Source organism: Pseudoalteromonas sp. AWH4_217 (assembly GCF_056161105.1).
In genome coordinates this window covers 167,065-184,947 of record NZ_JBSWYM010000005.1, presented here as the reverse complement: position 1 = coordinate 184,947, position 17,883 = coordinate 167,065, and the positions used below count along the sequence as shown (strand labels likewise).

Here is a 17,883-nt window from a genome sequence, read left to right as displayed (position 1 = left end):
ATACTCGCGCTCGGAAGCCTTTATTTGCGAGCGCGAATGTTAAAAACAGTTTTACAACTCATTATTTTTGCCATTGTTTTTCTGGCTGTGACTGCCTATCAGGAGCTTGGGATGCTGGCAGACGATGGCAAAGCCTCTGCCCCCTATTTCTCTTTGCCGGTACTCGAGCAACCCACACAAAGAGTATCCATTAAGTCTTTGCAGGGGCAAAAATCTGTGGTGTACTTCTTCGCACCCTGGTGCAGCATTTGCCGATACAGCATGCCAAATCTTAACAAGCTGCATGAGGCGGGCAAAGTGAATGCCGTTGCCATTGCGCTGGACTTTGAAAACACAGACGCGGTCAGCGCCTTTGTAGACGATTTATCACTGAGCATGCCTGTATTACTCGGCAATAGCAGTACGGCCTCCGATTACAAGATCAAAGCCTATCCCACTTATTATGTATTATCAGATGACCTGAAAGTGGTCGAGCGATCAGTTGGCTACTCCAGCGAGCTTGGGATACGTGCCAGACTCTGATCCAAGCTGCGCTAAGTGTAAGAAAGTGTTCGAGTAATCGACAATTTCTTACCCTAAGGTAAAACAAAGGTACGATTTATTCTCATACACTAGTCCCCATTCTTATTCAGCTTAGATTCAACAAGGGACTAACATGACACTCTGCTCGCTCAAACAACCATTTGTACTGTCGCCCATTATGTTATGTATGGCACTACAAGCTCAGGCAAATACTAGCGCAGATATAGAACACATCGAAGTGCATTATAAGCGCAGCTCCATTACTTCAGAGATCACCGAAGATACAGAAAAACTGATAGAAATGCCCGGCGCCATGGGTGACCCACTACGCGCTGTTTACGCACTTCCCGGTGTGGTCGCAGCCGGTGGTTCCATGAGTGCGCCTGCGGTACGCGGCTCTTCTCCCAGTGATAATATGTTTGAAGTAGATTTTATGCCCGCAGGCTATATTTTTCACGACTTCGGCAGCTCGATATTTAACCGCCATATTATCCAGGACTTTCAGCTCTATTCAGCAGGCTATGGCACAAGTTACAGCAATGCCACCGGTGCAGTCTTTGACGTGACGCTGCGCAGCCCCAAATATCAGCCAATCACCACAACGCTCGATTTGACCATGTTCAATGCCGGTATTTTTGTGGAAGGTCAGATTAGCGACAGCACGGCTTTTTATGTCTCGGGCCGAAAAAGTACCCTTCCCCTGTTCTTTGAAGAGGGAGATGAGCTCAAAGATGAAGATGGCGAGCCAACTGGTGTGATCATCAATGATGCACCAGATGACCATGATTATCAGGGTAAGTTTTTATGGGATATTAATGCCAACAATACGTTAACCTTCAACTTTACTGGCGCGGAAGACTCCGCAGCGGCGGGACTCAGTGAACGCTCCGAAGTGGCGCAGAAAACACCTGAGTATCAGGGGGATGCGCGCTTTGTCAGGGAGTTTAACAGTCAAAATATGTTGTGGGACCACTATAATGACAAGATACATCTGCGCGTGGGTATAGGTGCGCTCAACCATTCAGGTCGAATTGAGTATGGTCGTCGAGTGACTGTTTCTGCTGGTTATTTTGAAGAAGAATCGGAAAAGCAATATACCTATAAAGCACGCCTGAACTACCGTATCAACCCAGCTCATCAACTGGTTTTAGATGCTGCTTACTTTGATAACGAAACAGAATATAGCTACGACACCTTTCAGTACCTGTGTACTGAACAGGATCCCGACTGCGACCTTAAAAAAGGCGAACGGATCCAGGGTAAACGCGCCATCGATATAGACAACGGCTTTGTTGGCCTGACGCATATCTGGCAATTCGACGATGACTGGCAGAGTGAGCTGGGAGTTCAGAGTCAGTACAACAAATACACCGATGAAACCTTTACCTCACCACGTTTAGCAGTCAGCCACTATGTAACAGAAAACAGTACCCTTACTGCCAAAGCAGGCCGTTACAATCGAATGCAGAGTGTCGAACACATACTGCCAGAGATAGGAAACCCAAAACTGAAATCTCAGGTGTCGGATCACTATACGCTGGGCTTCAGTCAGCAACTTGAGAATGAGTGGAGCTGGTCAATTGAGGGGTATTATAAGACTATGGATGATCTGCCGCTTGCCATCGACGACGGCCCCAATGCAGCTGACCTGTATAGCAACGACGTTGAAGGACGCGCCTATGGTATAGACCTGCTGATCAACAAAAACAAGACCGATAACTGGTATGGCTGGGTCGCATTGAGTTATTCAAGGAGTGAACGTACCGACCTGAGCCGCAATGTGACCCGCGATTATTACGCCGATACGCCACTGGTGTTAAATGCCGTATTCCATTACGAGATTAATGAAAAGTGGCAAGGTGGTTTTAACTTTACCGCGCGCAGCGGTCAGGCTTACACCCCCATTGTCGGCGTCAGAGAAAACCCCGACCATGATGGCCGCTTTTTACCCGTCTATGGCGACCCCTTCTCAGAGCGCTTCAAGACTTACCACCGACTGGATATTCGGTTCGAAAGAAAAACGGAGATATTCGGTAACGATGGCAAACTAATTTTCGAGCTAATGAACGCCTATGGCCAGGATAATACAGCCTCAATCGATCTCGATTACGACAAAGTCAAATCCGTAGACGATCTGTATATAGACGAAAAGAATGATAATTTTTCCTTTCGGCCTTCTGTAGGACTCAGCGTAACCTTCTAACAATCCCCTGAAAAGGCCGATAGCAGGCAATTGAGGCTTGCGTTTTCGGCCTTCTCCTTGCATGATCGGCGCCTTTGATAGTCCGGAGAGCTGAACCATGCCAAAAGCCTGTGCCTACCACATTTTAGTTAAAACCGAAAAAGAGTGTCTTGCCATAAAAGCTAAACTTGCCAAAGGCGGCGACTTCAACAAACTGGCCAAACAGCATTCTTTGTGTCCATCGAAAAAGCGCGGCGGTGATCTTGGCGAGTTTAATAAGGGTGACATGGTCAAAGCATTCGATGATGTAGTGTTCAAAAAGCCGCTTTATGAAGTCCACGGTCCGGTCAAAACTAAGTTTGGATACCACCTTATCAAAACCGTGTATCGTTCCTGAGACATCATCGGTTTTCTCAATCATGGCCATCGATTTTTGGCGGTTTCATTTTGCACGCAGGCCGATATACTGAGTAGCAATGAAAATGATTGGGAGACCCCTATGTTTACTGTGATTTTTGGCCGTGAAGGCTGCCCGTATTGTGTCCGTGCAAAAGATCTGGCAGAGCGCCTGAGCAATGAACGCGACGATTTTAAGTTTCGTTACATTGATATCATCAAAGAAGGCGTCAGCAAGGCAGATTTGGAAAAATCCGCAGGCAAGCCTTGTCCAACTGTACCGCAAATTTTCGTTGACCAGGACCACATTGGCGGCTTTACCGAGTTTGAAGCTTATGCCAAAGAGAATCTGGGCCTGTATCAGTAACACAGTGCCGTATCATCCTTGCCTGAGTCGCCATTAAGCTGAAATTCAGGCATGATTTTCCCTTAAAAATAGCTACTTACCTGCCAATCTAACGGCTCAAAAAAATAAATAAGTTTATTTTTTGACCAATATCAAACACCTACAAAATTAGTGCCAATTTATGCAAGCAATTGTTTTTTCTTTGCTGTACAATGCCGCCTCTTTTAACTTGTTGAGGCGCATTAATGTCAGAACCAGTCACGTTTGAATCTTTAGATCTTTCTCCTGCAATTTTAAAGGCAGTCGAAGAGCTGGGATATCAATCACCTTCTGAGATCCAGGCTCAATGTATACCGTTATTGCTAGAAAGAAAGGACGTGCTGGGACTAGCGCAGACGGGTACGGGCAAAACGGCGGCGTTCGCGTTGCCGCTATTAAACAATGTTGACGCATCCGTTAAGCAACCACAGATATTAGTATTGACTCCAACACGCGAACTGGCTTTACAGGTCGCGGAAGCCTTCAACCAATACGCAAAATACACCAAAGGTGTTGAAGTATTGGCTCTGTATGGCGGACAAAGCTATGGCGTGCAGCTGAGTGCATTACGCCGTGGCGCACAAATCATTGTGGCAACACCGGGTCGTTTGATTGACCATATTAACCGTAAGACCATCGATTTGTCGGATCTGAAAGCCTTAGTGCTGGACGAAGCCGATGAGATGCTACGCATGGGCTTTATCGATGATGTTGAGAGCATCATGGAAAAAACACCGGTAGAGAAGCAAACCTGTTTGTTCTCTGCAACCATGCCAAAGCAGATCCAATCTATTTGTTCTAAGTACTTAGATAACGCAGAGCAAGTAAAAATCACGCCACGTAACTCGACTGTTGACACAATTGAGCAAGTTTACTGGCGTGCAACGACGCATAAAAACAAAGCCATCGTACGTTTCTTAGAAGCGGAAGATTACGATGCATCTATCGTGTTTGTGCGTACTCGTAACGACACAGTTCAGCTGGCTGAACTACTTGAACGCGAAGGTTTCTCTGCGGCACCACTGAATGGTGACATGAACCAGCAAGCCCGTGAGCGTACGGTAGAGCGTTTGAAGAGCGGTCTGTTAGACATCGTTATCGCAACCGACGTTGCGGCACGTGGTCTGGACGTAGATCGTCTGAGCCTGGTTATCAACTATGATATCCCGCAAGACAGCGAAGCTTATGTACACCGTATCGGCCGTACTGGTCGTGCTGGTCGTAAAGGTAAAGCTATCCTGTTCGTGAAAGGTAATGAACGTTACCTGCTACGTAACATCATGCGTCATACCCGCTCTGACATCGAGCAGGTTGAGCTGCCTAACGCGAAAGTCGTTGAGCAGAAGCGCATTGAAGCACTACAAAGCAAGCTAAGCCTGGCGCTGGATCACAAAGACATCGAGTTCTTCAGTGAAGTAGCACAGGGCATGGCTGAAAAACTGGAACTGAGCCAAACTGAGCTGGCCGCAGCACTTCTGTGCCTGGCACAGCAGCAGTCGCCGCTGAAAGTTCAGGAAATTCAGGTGCAACGTGAGCGTCGCGAGCGCGATGGTAACCGTGACGGTAACCGCGAGCGTCGTGGTGAACGTGGCGAGCGTGGTGAGCGCAAAGGCAATGCACGTCGCAACACTGGCCCAATGGATACCTATCGTATTGAAGTAGGTCGTGAGCACGGCGTACAGGTCAAGAACATTGTTGGTGCGATTGCCAACGAAGCTGATATCTCCAGCAAGTTTATCGGTGAAATCCGTTTGTTTGATGAGCACAGCACTGTTCAGCTGCCTCAGGATATGCCAGCAGATACGCTGTCACACTTCCAGAGCGTTTACATTTGTCAGCGCCCAATGAAGATGACCAAAAGCACACACCCTGCCGATCAAGGCAACGGTGGTGAGCGTCGTGGTGGCGAACGCCGTTCAGGCGGCCGTGATGAGCGTCGCTTTGAAGGTCGTGGCGAAGGCCGTGGTGATCGCAAGCGCAGCTTCAAAGATCCACGCGGTGAAAAGCGTGACGGCAGACGCAAAGAGCGCGGCGAGATCAGCTTTTCATAATCTGATTTAAATGAAAAAACCGCTTCAAATGAAGCGGTTTTTTTATGCCTGTGATTTATAAGTTTCTCACTGGAGCTCCAAACGCTCGTCGCAATGGCTACTTGATCCAGTCGCGCGGATCGAATCGATAGTACTCACTCAACAGATTAAATAATTCGGGATTTTCCTGTTTCAGTTGCAGTGGCTTTTCAATGAAGGTTTCGGTGATCACCGCAAAAAACTCCGCCTCATTGGTTGCGCCATATTCATGTACCACGTGCGGCATATGATACGTCAGTTGCGTTTTAAGCTGCTGATAAGCGCGTGATAACACCTCTCCCCACTTTTTGTAGCTCATGCCCTTTGGCAGTTGTGGTGTGCCATTTGTCTGCCCTGTCTGTTGATCTAACTGGTGTGCAAATTCATGAAACACCAGGTTGTGACCATCTTCGGGCAGGCGGTTACCTTCCAGCACATCATGCCAGCTCAATACCAGTGTCCCCCCTGGCCATGACTCGCCCTGACGTACCACAGTATGAAAGCTCACCAGCCCCGCACTGTCACGACTATTCTGCCCGGCATAATAGCTGCTGGGGTACAATAAGATCTCTTTGACATTGGGATAGAGGGGCCACTGCTGATTGAGTACCAGTAAACAGGCATCTGCTGCAATAATGAGTGCCATCGCCCGATTGGTTTTCAAACCGTCACGACCCAGCAGACGTTTTTCGCCAAGAAACCACAAGATATGGCGCTCTAATCGTGCTCTGTCATGGTCGGTCATATTTCGATAAATCGGCATGTATCTGAGTAGCACCTGCCTGTCCAGTTCGCTAAGAGACTGGTCTGTGTATTTACGCTGCCAATACGCTCGTTTGAAGTCATCAAGGCGCCAGTAGATAACACAAAACATTGTCAGGGCAATGAGTAGACTAATTTCTGTCATAGTAATTTCGTGTTTGATATTTTAATTCTGAGATGCGCCTCACAGGCAGCCTTTTCAAGCTGGATTTGCTAAAATCTCAAACACTTTTAAAAAATATCTAACAGTATCAATTCCGTATGTCACTGCCAATCGAACAGATAAAAGCACAGTTTTGCAACTATTTAGCTCGCGGCAACGTTATTGTCGCTGCAGCCACGGGCTCAGGAAAGTCCACCCAACTCCCAGTATGGGCAGCGCAGCAAGGTCGGGTATTAGTGATCCAGCCCCGGCGGATCGCCTGTACCTCGTTGGCTGAGTATGTCGCGCAGCAGCAAGGCAGCCCACTTGGAGAGCAGGTAGGGTATGCTATCCGCTTTGAAGGTCAGTTTAGAGAAAATACAGAGATAGTATTCGTAACACCCGGCGTGGCGCTGCGCTGGTACTTTGAAAATCGACTGATTAATTTTGCTGTTGTCATGCTGGATGAATTCCATGAGCGACGCTGGGATATGGACCTGTTACTGGCGATGTTAAAGCAACAGGGAGCACATCGCCTGGTCGTAACGTCTGCCACCTTGTCAGCAGAGCGGCTGGTCAGTTACCTCGACGCGCCGCTGCTGACGTCCAAAGGCAAGATGTTCGATGTAGAAGAGCGATTTCTTGCCAAGGATATGCGTGCAATGCCAAGTCGCGACAATCTCAGTGACAGAGTCAAAGCAGCCTGCGAGTATGCGCTGCACCATACCCGTGGCGACATTCTGGTTTTCCTTCCCGGCAAAGGCGAAATCGTGCAATGCGCCGCTCAGCTCAAGGCACTCGATGCTTTGGTTGTCCCCCTGTTCAGTGGCTGTGCGCCAGATGATCAACGGCTTGCCCTGCATCAGCAGCCCAGACAACGGATTATTTTGGCAACCAATGTGGCAGAGACCTCGCTGACCATTCCCAATATTACCTGTGTTATTGACTCGGGCCTGGAGCGGCGCACACACCTGAGAAATGGCAAAACGGTACTGGGCCTGGATGCAATCGGCAGAGACTCAGCAAAACAGCGCCTGGGCCGCGCCGGACGGACTCAGGAAGGGCTCTGTCTGCGTCTCTATGGACAATATGCGCCTCTGATAGAGAGAACCCCACCCGAAGTACAAAGAGAGGCGCTCACTGAGCTGGTACTGGCTGCTGGCTGTGCCACTGATGGTATCGACTCGCTGAGCTTAATCGACCCGCTGCCAGCCAGCTCAAAACAAAAAGCACTCGACCTGCTCAGAAAAATCGGCGCGCTTGACGCACAAAGCCGTGCCACTGAGCTTGGCAAGCAGCTCTACCCTTTGCCAGTCGACGTCGAACTGGGTCACCTGATCAACCGTATGCCCGACAACCGTCTGCGCCAGGCAATGATAGATGCTGTGGCCGTGATGTCGGTCCCTGCCCGCGTCTACCAGCTACCCAGTGATGTAGAGCACATGGAGCAACTCTGCAAAGCGCTACCAAACAACTGTGATCTGGAGCTCGTGATTGCACTGATACGCGGCAAGGCCCCTTCCCTGCGCATCGAAGAAGAAGCCCTGCGCGAAGCCAGACAATTCAGCGCGCAACTGAGAGAGGCCTTTTCTCTACCACCTCTCGATAAAGCAGCAAGTTATGACAGGGATGCACTACTCACAGCGATCGCCTCTGTTCGTCCGGACTGGTTATATATCAAAAGGCAAAATCGTCGCGGCGCATTCGGTAACGGTGTCAGCGAAGTCGTACCTGCCAAAGAATCGCGGATTGTCGATAACTGTGAGGCTATGATAGTAATGGACACATATGCGCTGGCGGGGAAAGGCGTCAAACAGGCAACGACATTAGCCACTTTGTCGGCCCCTGTGCCTATGTCCTTGCTGGCTCAATATGCACGCACAGAAACCGTTCTGGAGCGTTCCTATTTACTCGAAGACGAAGTATGGGTTGAACAGGTAAAAACCTATGCCGGTACATCTGTGCAAAAGCAGACCCAACGTGCTGACGGTGCTATGCTCATTCCAGCCTGTGTTAGCCTGATTGAGCAAGATCTACTTTTCCAGGGGGTTTACAAGCAAGTAAGCACCATGCTGGCGTATGAGGCGCTCTATCATCAACATCAGCAAGCAGATACACCGCAACAACCGAAAGTGACCGAATGGATTGCACAGACTTTGACAGATCTCGGTGTAGAGACACCAGAGGATCTTACACTGATAGATGTTGAGGATCTGTCTTATCGACCTATTGAGGACTGGGTTATTAATCCTTTTATAGAAAAGTATCCGCTACAGGTTCAGTTACCTGAATTGGCCATGCTGGTTACTTACAGCTTCAGTGCCAAGCGTGTTTTATTGGAGTACATCGGTGGAAACCGAAAAGATGCGCCGAAACGCTGGGAGTTGCCTGCTTGGCCGGGGTTTAAAATACGGTACAAAAAGGCCAGTAAAGTTGTGGATATCAAGTAATACCAATTTGCTTGATTAACTGTTCTAGTTTGAGGTGAGAAAATATCGTTGGTAACACCGCATGCTCATAATATCAAAGCAACCGAAGAGCACAATTCAACTTCTTGGTTTGAAGTGAATGCCAGGTCAGTGAACCAATACTGTGGAACATATGATCTTGTTCAAGCAGATAGCTATCCCTGGCATAACATGCATTTACTATTCACTCAGCCGTGTATAATTCGCTGACGCTGAAAAGACATTTTACTGCATATTCTAGGTATTTTACACGCCGTCTTTTGACATGCCAGTTAACACAGCCCGCTGTGAATTAGCAACTTGCTCTCTTGCATACTCTTTTTCCTGTTGTCGAACCCAGGCGGATGTGCATCGCTTCTTAGGGATATTAGAACCCAGTACACGTACTTGATCACAGCGATAGCCTTCTCTTTGAGCAGAAGTAATCGAATCACTTGATTTACAAGCAGTGATCATACATACAGATAGAGCCAATCCTGCTTTTAATATCATCTTCACAATATTTAATCCTTTCCTGTCTAAATAAAAAGCTGTAAAAACTACAGCCGAATTAGTAATATTTAACCTGTTTGAGGCATATAGTTTTTGGTGGAGTAAAAGTAACCTCTTTAGGTTTAACAATCCCTAGTCATCGTCTAGAACTATAAGAATATTAAGCATACTCAGCCATCACCAGACAATATTGTGCTCTGGGCACTGCGGATCTGCTCTTGTGCTTCCTCACGCTGAGCTCTGCGCTGTTCAGCTGTACTGCATCGCTTTTTTGGAATACTTGATCCAAGGCTGCGCACTTGCTCACACCGGTAGCCATCTCGTTTGGCACTTTGTTCACCAGAGTCGTTTGACTTACACCCAGCTAAAAAGAGTAGAGGCAAAACAAGCCCGCTCGTAATTATTCTATTTATCATAATCCATCCTTATTAATTAATGAGCTTACCCTATCAAAGGTACAATAAATACAAAGTAAATATCAAGTATAATAATGGAATTAACCAGCAGTATTAATATATTAATATCAGCCGTTTCTAAATTTGTTAGTCACACATTTACAGCGCAGGAGCAAGCGCTCTATCAAATTACATAAAGCTTTATGTATGACACTCTATACAGCGATAAATACCTCTGGATACGGAGTGCGACTATGCAACCAATCTTGTTTCTGTATGAAATATTTCTTTGAAAGCTGGAGTGGTTTAAGTGTCTAGAAACAGCTTAAAACAGAAAAGGTTCTAGCAAGATACTATGCCACTAGATGAGCAATGGAGGTTAGGGCACCCAGATAGTGCCCTTGATTTATTATTCAGAGTAGTGGATACAGAACTCAGCCTCGCCCCAAAACGGCATCGCCAGATGACACAGTAGTCTGAACACCACGAATTTGGTCTTGCGCAGCTTCGCGGTCCGCTCGGCGTTGTTCAGCTGTAGTGCATCGTTTTTTTGGAATGCTGGACCCGAGGCTTACCACTTGCTCACATCGATAGCCGTCACGTTTTGCACTTTGATTACTTGTGTCGTTAGACTTACATCCAGCTACAAAAAGTAAAGACAGGACAAGTCCGCACGTAATAGTTCTATTTATCATAAATAATCCTTATTAATTTATTGAGCCTACCTATTAAACGTACAACAAAAATGAGGCAAATACCAAGAAAAAAACAATGGAACTAATAAAATCCAAGAATAAATGAATATATTGATATATTGGCCGTGAACTATTGGCATCAATAAATAATGTACCATCGGACACCTGAAAGTGACTTCTATTGCCGTTTTGGGGGCTCGCGCTCCAAATAGGGCTTCTAAGGCTTTGCTTAGTATTGAACTGATCAGCTTACGTAAAAGGGGAAACGCTAACGCTCTCAATGAGGTGGGAAGCTCCTAAAGCGAAAAAATGCATCAGTGTGGCCTGCGGCATTAGGCCAATTTCACTTAATTACACAATTGATACTACTTCTACAAGTAGTGCTATATGAACTCGAGTTGCAGTACATAAAAAAACACCCGGTTAACTAACCGGGTGTTTTTATCATTAAGCCTATTCTAGCTAGTAAACTAGCTTAGAAGCTGTAATCAACACTTAGGTAGAAAGTGCGTAGGAACTGATCGTAGTAACGACCTTCGTAACCTACCAAGTGACCTTCTGCATCACCTAGTGAGAACGGAGGCTCTTTATCGAACAAGTTCTTAACACCAGCTGTGATTACTGTGTTCTCGAAACCGTAGTAATCAACTTTGTAGTTAAATGTTGTGTGAGAAGGAACTTCTAACTGAACGTCACGGCTATGTACTGCACCAGTTACTGAACCATCGTCGTTACGAACGTAGTCAGGGTTCTCGATTGTGCCGTACTGAACGTTAGTTACAGCATCATGCCAGCCTGAGCGGTAGTTAGCACGTAATGTGTGGCTGAAGTCGCCAGTAGTCAACACTGTTTGAGCAGTGATAACGTTACGGAATACAACTTCCGCATCAGCACCGTATTTGCCCAGTGAGCTTTCCCATACGTCAGCAGTACCTGCTAGCGTGTACTCCTGCTTCACGAAGTAAGTACCTTGTAAAGACGTTTTCAGTGTACCGAAGCTAAAGTCATTGCTTAGGTTCACTTTCCAGTCAATACCTTCGTTGATGCTCTCACCAATGTTAACTGGTTGAGAGATGAAGTATAGACGCTCACGTGTGCCACCGTTTGGATCGGGACCTATTACAAATTGCTCATCGTAGATGCCTGGGTTGACCGTGAATGCGTAGTCCTCTGAAGGCTCATCTACACGGTTCTGAATGTCAACTTTCCAGTAATCCATTTCGAATGTAAATGCATTACTAGGTGCATAAACGAAACCTAATGACCACTGGTCAGAAGTCTCAGGCGCTAGGTTAGCATTACCACTGTTGTACAGGTTGAACTGAAGTGGTGCAGCGCTACAAACGCGAGCACGAGAGTCGCTTGACGGTAGTGGACAAGTATATGGAGCACGCGTTACACCGCCATAGTTCTGAGGTTCTGCAATCTGAAGCATGGTTGCTGAACGGAAACCAGTACCGATTGAACCACGTAGTACCAGGTCATCAGTTGCGTTGTAACGTAAGCTCACCTTGTAAGTAACATCGCTTTCGTCATCGTTTTTGGTAATTTTCTGGACTGTCTGAGACTCGTCCTCTGGATCAATGTAGTGATTGTCATCAACACCACCAATCATATCGTAACGAATCGCTGCAGAAAGCATCAGATCTTCTAATACAGGTACCTGGAATTCAGTAAATGCACCGTATGTTGTACGCTCAAGGTCGAAAGTTGGATCGCCACCAGCACCCCAACGCTCATCTTTGGCGTTTTCAGCTGAAGGGATGTTTTCGTAACTATTTACGCGGTAATCAGCACCGTAACCGATGTACACTTCACCCGCTGGTAATTCAAATAGTGGTTGAGACGCGCGGAAATCCCAAGCAATTGAGCTGGTTTTCCAAGTCTGGTTAACATGACGCCATTTGCTTGCTTCAAGTGCAGCAAGACCTGCTTCACTCATTTTGTCTGGTGTTGCGAATACGTCGATAGTACCGTTAGCAATGTCGCCTACCCAGTTTGCATAGAAGTGACCGTCTGAGAAGCTCTCATCACGCTCTGCACCTGAGATAGCCAATGCTGTGCTGAAGTCAACGTTACCGAACAATACACCTTCAAGACCGAAAGATGAGTTGAACGTCGTCGTGTCATATGTTGATGTACGGTTGCCACCAGGCAGTGCACGCCAGCGCGCATATACTTCAGTAGCGTTCGCTTTTTGCTCATCAGTCAGGTGTGGCTCAACATACTTAGTATATGCTTCACCTGTAGTACCAATAGGGATTGGACCAGTTGGGTTTGGCGCGATACGAGCCGTCATTGTAAAGTCAGTGTAGCTCATTGTCGCGAAAGCTTTGATGTCTTCAGACAGGTCAAAGTTACCGTGAACCATGAATGAGGTACGCTCGCTCTCAGGAACGATTTCTAGCGTACTTGTGTAGTCAAACATACACTGGTCTGAACCTGGGTCCTTAGCATTATCTGCTGCACATGTACCGTGTTCAGACAAGTAAGGGTTGAAGAAGTAAGCAGGATCACCCTCACCAAACTCAACTTCAACGTTTGCTGGAATAGCGTTTGGAGAACCGTTGATAGAGAAATAGCTTTGACCTTCGTGAGCGAACTCTAACAGACCAGTTTTAGAAAAGTCACGGTCTTTTGAACGTAGCATTTCTTGAGTGTCATGAGAAACAGTGAATAGCAAGCTGTAGCCATCAGCGTCGTAATCGCCAAAGCCAGTTGTAAAGCTAACGTTGGTCGTCTCACCACCTTTACGAGGACGGTCAGTTCTTACAGAAACAGTTGACATGTCAACTTCGTCTTTCAGGATGAAGTTGATAACACCGGCGATAGCGTCAGAACCGTAGATAGCTGATGCACCGTCAGTCAGAACTTCAACGCGCTCAACGGCTGCAAGAGGGATACTGTTGATATCAACAGAGCTACCAGAGAATTGTGACGCAACACGACGACCGTTCAAAAGAACCAGCGTGTACTCTGAGCCCAGACCACGAAGTGACGCAGTTGCAGTACCTGCACCGCCACCACCAACAGATGAAGTAGGCGTAGTGAAGCCCTGCATCGAAGGAATTTGAGTAATCAAGTCAGGAACCGATGTTACACCAGTAGCCTTGATGTCTTCAGAGCTAATGATGTTTACAGGAAGTGCACCAGCAAGGTCAGTACCCTTGATGCTTGAACCTGTTACTTCGATTTTTTCAATCTTTTCTTCTGCTTCTTCAGCATTTACTGCAAAAGCTGTAGCAGAAGCCGCGCCGTACATCAGCGCTAAGCGGACCGCTTTCGTGATCTTGCTATTTAACATTTGTTTTCTCCCTGGCTTTAAATATTTCTTTAAAGCTTTGTTTTTATGTATTTTCTTACTTTTATATGGGTAACAAGTGAATGCACTTTTAGCCATATTGGTGAAACATACTAATCGCATGAAAAACAAAAGGTCAACAACCTTTTTCAAAATCGGAATAAAAACACCACGAAAAAAACAACAAAAACCTTAAATAACAAAAAGATACATTAAAAAAATTATCTTACACTTTATTTTACACTCAAACTGCCTCTTTTTTGAGCTAAAAGCAGCAGGATACATGGTGACAGGGTACCAATTTTATCTGCGTTTCGGGGTGTTCAGACTGAGGTTTTACGCCTTTTAACAAGTTAGCACTCAGAAACCTTGCACAGAGGACAATAGACCGCTCACTCGTCTCTTTGAAACAGTTAAATTATTGTTATAACTGCAATAGAAAATTTGTGCAATTCTACAAGTCCCTCGGTATTAGAAAGTGAACTGGCTATTTGTCACACAAATCCCACCTTCCATTCTCCCTGCATAAATCCGATTTTAGGTACGCTTTCATCAGATGCTTTCTCTTTTGTGCTCAGCACACATGAGCAAATTAGCCTTTCACTGTGACCTGTAACAACTCTTGCGCACAGAAAAATGATTGTTGCTTTAAGCGGTAACATTTCCTTGCTTCGATAGCACTTGTTGTTTAACGGCAAACTCTGTCGCCATTAAAAGCGAGACTTTGCTGAGTCAAATATCAATCTGAGGTACCAAGTCTGCCCTGGCGGGAGCAGGTTTTCAGAACCATCCACAGTGAAACTTTGTGGCCGTCATTAACTGGGTTTTCAAAGGGGTTAGTACATGAGTGTTGGTCGGTTGCGATATGGCTTTATACCACAAATCTGCTGACACACTTTCCGCCGGTATGGGTGTTTATTATCTGGGAACGACAGGCGACTGTCTTGATAAAATGCTCTGTGGTCAAACGTCGCAGTAATAAGCATTTTAACTACCCTAACTGTGCAGAAAAGAACATTTCGATGCATTTCGTGGTGTACAAAAAAATCCGACATCACTTCTGAAGTCGGATTTTTATATTTTAAGGCGCGCTTAAAACGCGCTCAGTTTCAATTCGCTGGTCAGCAAATTAGAAGCTGATGTTGTATCCTGCAAAGATTTCGCGACCAATGTGGCCTGCGTTGTATAGAGGATAATCTTCATAGAAGCCTTTGCTGTCATAAACAACGCCTTTGTCGAACAGGTTACGTGCGCCCAAAGTGAACGTACCGTATCCATCGCTGTAGTACTTCATGTTCAGGTTGTGCGTCACGTAAGTCGGTAATGTCCCCGAATATTCAACGATATGCTGCTTATCTGCACCAAGCACTTTAGTCTCGGTCGCATACGTGCTACCGATCACATCTGTTGTCCAGTTGATTGTATAGTTGTCAACGGCATAGTTTACTGTGAACTGAGAGCGGAACGCTGGCTGCTCAGGCGCTTTCTTAGCATCGCTTGTCGGACCAGAAAAATAGATATCCTCGCCCACTTCAGTCAGAATTGTTGTCACATTTCTGAATTTAAAGTCACCGTAAGCGGTTTCTAGCTTATAAGACACATCTACATCGAAGCCTTTACGCGACATATAGGCTCCATTATCGTATTGGGTATAGCCCTTTTCGATAGAACCGTCAGCGTTACGCACCAGTTTCACTTCAGGTCTGTCTGCAATAAACGCGTCGTAAGTACCCGCAGTCTGCAAGTCAACAAGGTCTTGAACTGTAACCAGGTCAATAACATTTTCAACTTCAAGCTCAAAGTAATCAACCTTAATTGATACATCTTCAAATCCAGAGTACACAACTCCCAAATTCATATAGCTTGACTCTTCAGGGCCCAGTTCCTTATTACCCTGGCGCAGCTCTTCATAGGCAGCTTCAGTACATTTAGCATCAGGCTTAATTTTCTTTTCGGCTTTCAGCTTGTCACAGAGTACATAGTCAATCGCACTTGGGTAACCAACAGAGTCTGCTGCGTTGATCTCTTTCAAAGAAGGGGCACGGAAGCCTTCTGAGTAAGAAGCTCGAAGTAAAAGATCATCAATTGGACGGTAGTCCAGCTTCACACTTGGGTTACCCTCGCCGCCAAAATCGCTGTAATCATCGTAGCGATATGCCGCGCTCAGAGTTAAGTTATCCAAGATTGGAAATGCCACTTCATAGAAAACTGCAGTGACATCACGCTCACCGGCACCTGAGCCACCAGCACTACCACCGATAAGACCAGCTTCGTTTTGTGCATCGTAACGAGAATTCAACGTCATATCGAAGAACTCACCACCAAAATAGTGAGCAATTGCGCCGCCTTCCAGTTCACCAAATTCGAAACCGATACCGGCAAACAGGTGGTCCAGCTCACTTTGGTTCTCTGTGTAAGTAGTGGCACGCATATTTGCGATACCTTTCTCAGAATCAAGTGGAATATTGTTTAACGTGTTATGAGACAAACCTGATTTACTCAGGTAGTAACGACCGGCATCACGATAGTCAAGCTTAGCCTTGTGATAAGACACTTCCCACTCAGCAGTGTCACCGAAAGAACCTTTCAGGCCCAACGTGTAGTCTTGCTGATAATCAGTGACTTCACCGTCACGGTTACCCAGCTGATACCAACGGAAGTAACCTTTTGTAACTTCGCCAGTCGGATTGTGCTCATTGTCAGCAGCCATGTCATTCCAGTTTGCAGCAGCTGGTGCATAGCGGCCAAATGAATCATTACGGCTGAACATAGCACGACCAAAAAGCTCAAGGTCATCAGTTAGTTCATATGTAATGCTCGCCATCGCAGAATCACGCTTTGTCGATGCCATGTTGGCAGAAACGTTAGCAAATGCATAACCACAAACCTGGCCGCCGCCAACACCACCTAATGCGCTACCTTGGTCAAGTACACCGACAAACCCATCGACATTTTTAGTCAGCTCATCACACTTAGGTGATGCAAGCATGCCATTAGGGCCTTTAATAGTGGCACCAGAATAGCTGATACCCACTGTCTCATCATAAATGGAGATCAGGCCATCGCCATTTGTATCTTCCATAGACGCCGCTGTGTAGCTACGGTCACGGTCAAAAATTGGGTTACGCTGCTGGTGGTCATAGACAAATGTAATGTTACCTCTGTCAGAACTTACGCCAAATGCCATTGACATTTGCTTAGAGTCTGCACCTTCTGCTTCAGGGCGGCCAACCTGGATATCAAAAGACACACCTTCAAAGTCTTTCTTCAGGATAACGTTGATAACGCCGGCAATCGCGTCAGAACCATAGATAGCTGAAGCGCCATCTTTGAGAATTTCGATACGCTCTACCGCCGCCATTGGGATTGAGCTCAGGTTAGCACCACCGCCATTTAGTGAAGGTGAACTACCCATACGCTTACCGTCGATCAGTACCAAAGTACGACCCGCGCCGGCACCCAGCAAGCTTACTGTTGACTGTGACTGACCGCTGCTACCAGAACTTGGGATAACAGAACCAAAGCTGTTAGAAGTCACGCTTTGCAGTGCTTCGGCAACAGAGACTCGGCCCTGACCTTCGAATTCAGCGGTAGAGATAACTTCAACCGGGCTTGCACCTTCCATGTCGACACGCTTGATACGCGAGCCTGTGATTTCAATGCGTTCTACTTTTTCGACACCGTCTTGTGCAGTGGCTGACTGTGCAATCACAGCCGTAGACGCAGCACCAAATGCCAGTGCTAAACGCACGGCCTTAGTTACTTTAGTGTTCAACATGTGTTTTCTCCCTGGGCTTACTCGTGGCGGTAAGCATGAGTATTGTTGGTATTTATAACGAGCTTGCTGAGTCTAATTTCAGCAGGCTCTGAATTTTCGCGACGGATACTAATCGCGACCTGTGTTAAGCGTCAAACCATCGCAACTTAACAGACAGGCACACCAAAAACACAATCAAAACCCAAGGATTTAACAGCCCTTTAAAGTTAATTACCACTCACTTCAAAATAAATGCATTTTTTAATTGAATTCACAAAAGGGTTGCTCACAAAAAATGCAAGGAGCAATGTCAGGAA

The 17,883-nt window shown here is 46.4% G+C and carries 12 protein-coding genes; 7 read left to right on the top strand and 5 right to left on the bottom strand.

Translation table 11 applies throughout. The features are described from left to right. Positions 1-36 precede the first annotated feature (36 nt). The 5 genes from ACXAH1_RS07625 to ACXAH1_RS07605 all read left to right on the top strand — a co-directional run bounded on the left by ACXAH1_RS07625 (position 37) and on the right by ACXAH1_RS07605 (position 5,536). A complete protein-coding gene (locus ACXAH1_RS07625; protein WP_253043915.1) occupies positions 37-522 on the top strand; it encodes a TlpA family protein disulfide reductase in 486 nt (161 codons plus the stop codon). Positions 523-655: 133 nt separating this feature from the next. Continuing rightward, complete coding sequence (locus ACXAH1_RS07620) at positions 656-2,725, top strand: TonB-dependent receptor plug domain-containing protein (RefSeq protein ID WP_475195442.1); 2,070 nt, start codon at positions 656-658, stop codon at positions 2,723-2,725. A 97-nt stretch (positions 2,726-2,822) separates the two neighbouring features. Then, positions 2,823-3,101: a peptidylprolyl isomerase gene (locus ACXAH1_RS07615; protein ID WP_010382504.1), complete on the top strand. Its 279-nt coding sequence runs from the start codon at positions 2,823-2,825 to the stop codon at positions 3,099-3,101. A gap of 102 nt (positions 3,102-3,203) precedes the next feature. After that, a complete protein-coding gene (locus ACXAH1_RS07610; RefSeq protein ID WP_054014130.1) occupies positions 3,204-3,467 on the top strand; it encodes a GrxA family glutaredoxin in 264 nt (87 codons plus the stop codon). A 224-nt stretch (positions 3,468-3,691) separates the two neighbouring features. After that, a complete protein-coding gene (locus ACXAH1_RS07605; protein WP_475195437.1) occupies positions 3,692-5,536 on the top strand; it encodes a DEAD/DEAH box helicase in 1,845 nt (614 codons plus the stop codon). Between the two features lie 97 nt (positions 5,537-5,633). Here ACXAH1_RS07605 and ACXAH1_RS07600 read toward each other — a convergent pair whose 3' ends face one another. Then, positions 5,634-6,461: a M90 family metallopeptidase gene (locus tag ACXAH1_RS07600; protein ID WP_475195432.1), complete on the bottom strand. Its 828-nt coding sequence runs from the start codon at positions 6,459-6,461 to the stop codon at positions 5,634-5,636. A 116-nt stretch (positions 6,462-6,577) separates the two neighbouring features. On the opposite strand from ACXAH1_RS07600, the gene ACXAH1_RS07595 reads away from it, so the two are divergent. Continuing rightward, positions 6,578-8,908: a helicase-related protein gene (locus ACXAH1_RS07595; protein ID WP_475195429.1), complete on the top strand. Its 2,331-nt coding sequence runs from the start codon at positions 6,578-6,580 to the stop codon at positions 8,906-8,908. A 264-nt stretch (positions 8,909-9,172) separates the two neighbouring features. Here ACXAH1_RS07595 and ACXAH1_RS07590 read toward each other — a convergent pair whose 3' ends face one another. The 3 genes from ACXAH1_RS07590 to ACXAH1_RS07580 all read right to left on the bottom strand — a co-directional run bounded on the left by ACXAH1_RS07590 (position 9,173) and on the right by ACXAH1_RS07580 (position 13,590). Continuing rightward, positions 9,173-9,424: a hypothetical protein gene (locus ACXAH1_RS07590; protein ID WP_475195427.1), complete on the bottom strand. Its 252-nt coding sequence runs from the start codon at positions 9,422-9,424 to the stop codon at positions 9,173-9,175. Between the two features lie 164 nt (positions 9,425-9,588). Next, positions 9,589-9,834: a hypothetical protein gene (locus ACXAH1_RS07585; RefSeq protein ID WP_475195425.1), complete on the bottom strand. Its 246-nt coding sequence runs from the start codon at positions 9,832-9,834 to the stop codon at positions 9,589-9,591. Between the two features lie 1,149 nt (positions 9,835-10,983). Then, positions 10,984-13,590: a TonB-dependent receptor domain-containing protein gene (locus tag ACXAH1_RS07580; RefSeq protein WP_475195422.1), complete on the bottom strand. Its 2,607-nt coding sequence runs from the start codon at positions 13,588-13,590 to the stop codon at positions 10,984-10,986. 31 nt (positions 13,591-13,621) lie between these two features. On the opposite strand from ACXAH1_RS07580, the gene ACXAH1_RS07575 reads away from it, so the two are divergent. Then, positions 13,622-13,885 carry a hypothetical protein gene (locus ACXAH1_RS07575; RefSeq protein WP_475195420.1) on the top strand — a complete coding sequence of 88 codons (264 nt, stop codon included), beginning with the start codon at positions 13,622-13,624 and terminating at the stop codon, positions 13,883-13,885. A 1,053-nt stretch (positions 13,886-14,938) separates the two neighbouring features. On the opposite strand, the gene ACXAH1_RS07570 is transcribed toward ACXAH1_RS07575, so the two are convergent. Next, on the bottom strand, positions 14,939-17,587 hold the full coding sequence (locus tag ACXAH1_RS07570; protein WP_475195419.1) for a TonB-dependent receptor plug domain-containing protein: 2,649 nt from the start codon (positions 17,585-17,587) through the stop codon (positions 14,939-14,941). Positions 17,588-17,883 lie beyond the last annotated feature (296 nt).

What these genes read in the sequence shown, in the direction of transcription:
- ACXAH1_RS07625 (WP_253043915.1), top strand. Translation starts at nt 37, where the DNA reads ATGTTAAAAACAGTTTTACAACTCATTATTTTTGCCATTGTTTTTCTG.
- ACXAH1_RS07620 (WP_475195442.1), top strand. Translation starts at nt 656, where the DNA reads ATGACACTCTGCTCGCTCAAACAACCATTTGTACTGTCGCCCATTATG.
- ACXAH1_RS07615 (WP_010382504.1), top strand. Translation starts at nt 2,823, where the DNA reads ATGCCAAAAGCCTGTGCCTACCACATTTTAGTTAAAACCGAAAAAGAG.
- ACXAH1_RS07610 (WP_054014130.1), top strand. Translation starts at nt 3,204, where the DNA reads ATGTTTACTGTGATTTTTGGCCGTGAAGGCTGCCCGTATTGTGTCCGT.
- ACXAH1_RS07605 (WP_475195437.1), top strand. Translation starts at nt 3,692, where the DNA reads ATGTCAGAACCAGTCACGTTTGAATCTTTAGATCTTTCTCCTGCAATT.
- ACXAH1_RS07600 (WP_475195432.1), bottom strand. Translation starts at nt 6,461, where the DNA reads ATGACAGAAATTAGTCTACTCATTGCCCTGACAATGTTTTGTGTTATC.
- ACXAH1_RS07595 (WP_475195429.1), top strand. Translation starts at nt 6,578, where the DNA reads ATGTCACTGCCAATCGAACAGATAAAAGCACAGTTTTGCAACTATTTA.
- ACXAH1_RS07585 (WP_475195425.1), bottom strand. Translation starts at nt 9,834, where the DNA reads ATGATAAATAGAATAATTACGAGCGGGCTTGTTTTGCCTCTACTCTTT.
- ACXAH1_RS07575 (WP_475195420.1), top strand. Translation starts at nt 13,622, where the DNA reads ATGTCTTCAGAGCTAATGATGTTTACAGGAAGTGCACCAGCAAGGTCA.
- ACXAH1_RS07570 (WP_475195419.1), bottom strand. Translation starts at nt 17,587, where the DNA reads ATGTTGAACACTAAAGTAACTAAGGCCGTGCGTTTAGCACTGGCATTT.